This window comes from Streptomyces graminilatus (genome assembly GCF_001418565.1).
Lineage (GTDB): Bacteria > Actinomycetota > Actinomycetes > Streptomycetales > Streptomycetaceae > Streptomyces > Streptomyces graminilatus.
The window spans coordinates 1-4824 of record NZ_LIQQ01000304.1 but is presented as its reverse complement, the minus strand read 5'-3'; the positions used below and the strand labels follow the sequence as shown (position 1 = coordinate 4824).

At 68.8% G+C, this 4824-nt stretch carries 4 protein-coding genes and 1 pseudogene; all 5 read right to left on the bottom strand.

Annotation, left to right across the window (positions count from 1 at the left end; all coding sequences use genetic code 11):
• Window positions 1-549: alpha/beta hydrolase (locus AOK08_RS25110; RefSeq protein ID WP_055530101.1), on the bottom strand; the 549-nt coding region annotated here is incomplete at its 3' end.
• Between the two features lie 320 nt (window positions 550-869).
• Window positions 870-1859 carry an ABC transporter substrate-binding protein gene (locus AOK08_RS25105; RefSeq protein ID WP_055530099.1) on the bottom strand — a complete coding sequence of 330 codons (990 nt, stop codon included), beginning with the start codon at window positions 1857-1859 and terminating at the stop codon, window positions 870-872.
• A 93-nt stretch (window positions 1860-1952) separates the two neighbouring features.
• Entirely contained in the window at window positions 1953-2735 is a 783-nt protein-coding gene (locus AOK08_RS25100) for an amino acid ABC transporter ATP-binding protein (protein ID WP_055530098.1), read from the bottom strand.
• Entirely contained in the window at window positions 2732-3796 is a 1065-nt protein-coding gene (locus tag AOK08_RS25095; RefSeq protein WP_241827080.1) for an amino acid ABC transporter permease, read from the bottom strand. The genes AOK08_RS25100 and AOK08_RS25095 overlap by 4 nt, the downstream gene beginning before the upstream one ends.
• A gap of 385 nt (window positions 3797-4181) precedes the next feature.
• Window positions 4182-4824, bottom strand: a pseudogene (locus AOK08_RS25090) (serine/threonine-protein kinase); the annotation flags it as partial.

Below are 4824 nucleotides of genomic sequence, written 5' to 3'. Positions count from 1 at the left end.
GAAGTTGGCGGCGGCTGCCTCGAAGAGGGGTTTGCCGGGCGCCGGGACGGTCCACCGCTCGTAGAGCTGCCGCGACTCCTCCTCGGAGACGGCGTTGCCGAACGCGTACCGGAACTGTTCGCTGGTCAGCGAGATGGCCCGGTGCCTGTTGGCGGGGTTCTTGAACACGGGCAGCGTGGCCCGCAGCGCCGACAGCGGCAACGGCAGTACGCCCTTGATCTGAGCGGCGTCGATCGCCACCGCCGCGGCGGCCAGGTCCTGGCCGAGCAGCTTCTGCGCGATCATGCCGCCGAAGGAGTGCCCGACCAGGACCGGCCTGGTGCCGAGGCCGCGGATGATCTCCGCGTAGTGCTCGACCACGTCGTCGATGCCGTGGTCGGCCAGGCGCTCGGGATGCGCCCGGGCCTCCTGGACGGTGTCCGGGTCGCCGGGCCAGCCCGGTGCTGTGGCGTCGTATCCGCGGTCGTTGAAGAGTTCGATCCACGGTGTCCAGGACGTGGCGTGGAGCCACAGTCCGTGGATGAACAGCACAGGAGTCGGGGTGCTCATGCGGAATCCCTCTCGGGCCGCGCGGTGTGCCAGGCATTCCGGGTCTGCCGGTTCTGCCGGGTCTTCCGGTTCTGCCGGTTCTTCCGGGTCATTGAATCCTCCGTGTCCCTTCGCGGAGGCCCTCTGAACTCGGCGCCCCGCCGCAGCTCACGGTAGGTTCGACTGCCTGGTCTCCGCCCCACGCGAACGCGTAGTCGTCGCCCGGTCCCGCACCGGCCGCCCAGGCCGACTCAACGTGATTCAGGGCGCGTTGACCCGGAATTCCTTCGGCATCCCGGTCTCCGCGCCCTGATCATCTGTTCGCCTGCCCGCCTACTCCGCTACTGGTTGGTCTTGGGCAGGCCGGGCGGGTTGATCTCCGACTTGGTCACGGCCTCGTTGGACAGGCCCCAGCGCTCCAGGACCTTGCCGTACGTGCCGTTCTTGATGACCTCGTTGAGGGCGTCGGCGAGCGGCTTGACCAGGCCGCTGTCCTTCTTGGTGGTGGCCGCGATGAGGCCCTGGAGGGTGGCGCCCGCGCCGGAGTAGGTGCCGACGACCTCCGTCCTGCCGGTGGCGGCCGCGTGGTAGGCGGCGGTCGGGTTGGGGCCGAGGTAGAGGTCGATGCGGCCGGACTGGAGGGCGAGGTAGGTGTCGCTGTCGTTCTGGTAGTACTTGATGTTCACCGGCTTCAGACCGGCCTTCTCGTCCTCCTTGCTCCACTCGATGAGCAGTTTCTCCTGGTTGGTGCCGCTGCTCACGGCGATGGTCCTGCCCGCCACGTCCTTGGGCCCGGCGATCTTCAGACCGCTGCCCTTCTTCGCCTCGAAGCCGAGGTTGTCCTCGCGGTACGTGGCGAAGTCGTACTTCTCCTTGCGTTCCTCGGTGACGGTGATGTTGCTGAAGCCGACGTCGTACTTGGCGCTGTCGAGGCCGACGAAGATGTTCTCCCAGGACACGGTGTTGAAGTCCGGCTTGAGGCCCAGCACTTCGGAGACCAGGTGGGCGATGTCGGACTCGACACCGATCCTGGTCTTGTTGTCGGTGGCGTAGAAGCCCAGGGGGGCGGCGCTGCCGGAGGAGGCGACGATCTCCAAGGTGCCTCTGGCACGGATCTTCGCGGGTAGTTCTGCGGCTATGGAGTCGACCTTGGCGGTGGTGACACGGTTCTGGTCGGGGCTCAGGTTGATCTTCGTACCGCTGCCGACGCCCTTCGTGGCCGCGACCTCGGTGGTCCCGCCGTCCGAGGGGTTGGCGCAGGCGGCGAGGACCAGGGCGGAGGCGAGTCCCAGGGCGGCTGCGGTGGATCGGCGGGCGAGGTTGATGGACACGGTCGTACTCCTTGCGGGGTGAGGCAGACAGGGGGGTGAGGCAGACAGGGGGGTGAGGAAGAGAGGAACTGCGGCCGGACAAGTGGCCGTGGGTCAGAGGACCTTGGAGAGGAAGGCGCAGGTGCGCTCGTGCTGCGGAGCGTCCAGGACGGCCGGGGGCGGGCCCTGTTCGACGATGACTCCGCCGTCCATGAACACCACGGTGTCGGCGACCTCGCGGGCGAAGCCGATCTCGTGGGTCACGACGATCATGGTGGTGCCGGTGCCGGCCAAGTCCTTGATGACGTCCAGGACTTCGCCGACCAGTTCCGGGTCGAGGGCCGAGGTCGGCTCGTCGAAGAGGAGCACCTTGGGTTCGAGGGCGAGTGCGCGGGCGATGGCGACGCGCTGCTGCTGGCCGCCGGACAACTGCCTTGGGTAGGCGGCCTTCTTGTCCGTCAGACCGACCCGTTCGAGGAGGCGTTCCGCGGTGGCTACGGCCTCCTTGCGCGGGCGGCGCAGCGCGGAGACGGGTGCCTCGACGAGGTTCTCCAGCACGGTGAGATGCGGGAAGAGGTTGAAGTCCTGGAACACGAACCCGATGTGGGTGCGCTGCTTCAGTACGTCCCTCTCCCGCAGCTCGTGCAGTTTGCCGCCGGAGCGCCGGTAGCCGATCAGCTCGCCGTCGATGCTGATCCAGCCGCTGCTGACCTTCTCCAGGTGGTTGATGGTGCGCAGCAGGGTGGACTTGCCCGAGCCGGAGGGGCCGAGGATCACGGTGACCTCGCCCGCGCGGACCTGGAGGTCGACGCCACGCAGCACTTCCAGCGGGCCGAAGCTCTTGTGCACGCCCCGGACGTCCACCATTGCTCCGCTCAGGTCGGTCACGTCGCTCATCGCTTGCCTTCCGCGAGGTTCAGGGGGACCACGGGTCCGCCGCGCCGGGCCGCCGCGGTGCGCAGGTCCCGTACGGAGCGGCGTACGCGCTGGAGCGGGGTGGGCGGCGGGGTGCGGTCGGCGCCCCGGGCGAAGTGGCGCTCCACGTAGTACTGGACGACCGTCAGGAGGGAGGTGAGTACGACGTACCAGGCGGTGGCGACCAGCAGGAGCGGGATCACCCGGCCGTTGCGGCCGTAGACCACCTGGACCTGGTAGAAGAGTTCACCGATCGCCATCACGTAGACCACCGAGGTGCCCTTGAGCAGGCCGACTATCTCGTTGCCCGCCGTGGGCAGGATGGCGCGCATGGCCTGCGGGAGCACGATCCGCCGGATCTGCCGCAGCCGGGGGATGCCCAGCGCGGCGGCGGCCTCCAACTGGCCCTGGTCGACGGCGATGACACCACCCCGGACGATCTCGGCGGAGTACGCGGCCTGATGCAGCGTCAGTCCGATGATCGCGGCGCCGATGGTGCCGATCAGTGTGTTGCTGTCGACCGACCAGAACACCGGCCCGAAGGGGATCCCGACGCCCAACCGGTCGTACAGGGCACCCAGGTTGAACCAGAACACCAACTGGACGATCATCGGGATCGACCGGAAGATCCAGATGTAGGCCCAGGCGACGGTCCGCAGCACCGGGCTCCTCGACAGCCGCATGAAGGCCAGTACCGTGCCGAAGAGGAAGCCCAACACCGCCGCGTACGCGGTCAGTTGGAGGGTCACGCCGACCGCCTGGACGATCGTCTCGGACAGGACGTAGTCGCGGAAGACACCCCACTCCCACACCGGGTTGGTGAACAGCCCGTGCGCGAACTGCGCGACCAGCACGATCACGGTGCCGGTCGCCGCCCAGCGGGCGTAGTGGCGTACGGGGACGACCTTCAGTGTGGCCAGGTCGTCCGGGGCGGGCGGAGGCGCTGTTCCGGCCGGTGGTGCGGCGGAGTCGGCGGTGCCGTCGCCGTTCGTGGCGACGCCGAGGAACTCCACGGGCGCGGGTACGGGTACGGGTACGGGCATGGTGGGCGGCCTTTCTCAGGTTCCGGGAACCGTCTCGACCGGCGGGCCCCGTACGCGGGCATGGCTGAACAGCCCTGCGTACGGCCGCACTTGACGACACGTCAGGAAGAAAAGGGGAGGCAGAGGACGAGGCAGAGGGCAGTGCGGGAAGCACTGAAGGAAGGGAGGAAGCAAAGAAAGGGGCGAAGAGAGCAGGGGCCGGTCAGGCGGCCTGTCGCCGAGTCAGGCGCGACACGCGGCGGAGCACACTCGACAGAGGTCGATGTGGCCGCGCGTCACCAAGCGCTGCTGCTGGGCTTCCATGCGAACAATTGAGCAATACGTCCCGCCGTACGTCAACCACCGCCCGGATGCCGGACAGTCGGAACGACAGGCGGGGGCGGGCTCATGTCCGGGGGCGGAAGTTCGCCCCCGTCGACTCCTCACCGGTGACCGTGGCCACGCAGCGCATGACGCGCAGCCCGTCGTCGAACTGGGTCTGCGTGGGCGGGAGTACGTCGATGGTCCAGCGGTCGGGCGCGATCTTGAGTGCGGCCCCCTGCCTGGACCCGGCCAGGACCTCGCGGGAGCACAGTTCGCGGAAGGCCGGGTGGTTCTCCAGCTCCCGCTGGTTGTTGGTCATCCCGTCGGAAGGGAGCGGGGCTATCGCGAAGGTCTCCCACGGGTGGGACACCAGGCAGTCGGAGCGGTTCACGCTGACGATGCCGACGGTGACCACCATGCCGCCCCAGCACTCGGCGGTCGTCGTGCAGCGACCGCCCAGACCGGCCACGTCGGCCGCCGGGCAGTTCTCGGTCGTCGTCGGCACACCGAAACCGGCGTTCGCGGCCTGGGCCGACCCACCCGCACCGGAATCACCACCAGAAGAGGGCGCGGAAGTGGAGGCTCCCGTGGTGGGTGCCTTGGTCGTCGAGGGCGGCAGGTACTGGTACGCGACCGTTGCGCCCGTACCGACGACGACCACCGCCACGGCCGCGACGGACACCCGCACGCCGGCCGTTGTTCCGGCGTGCGGGTGTCCGTCGCGG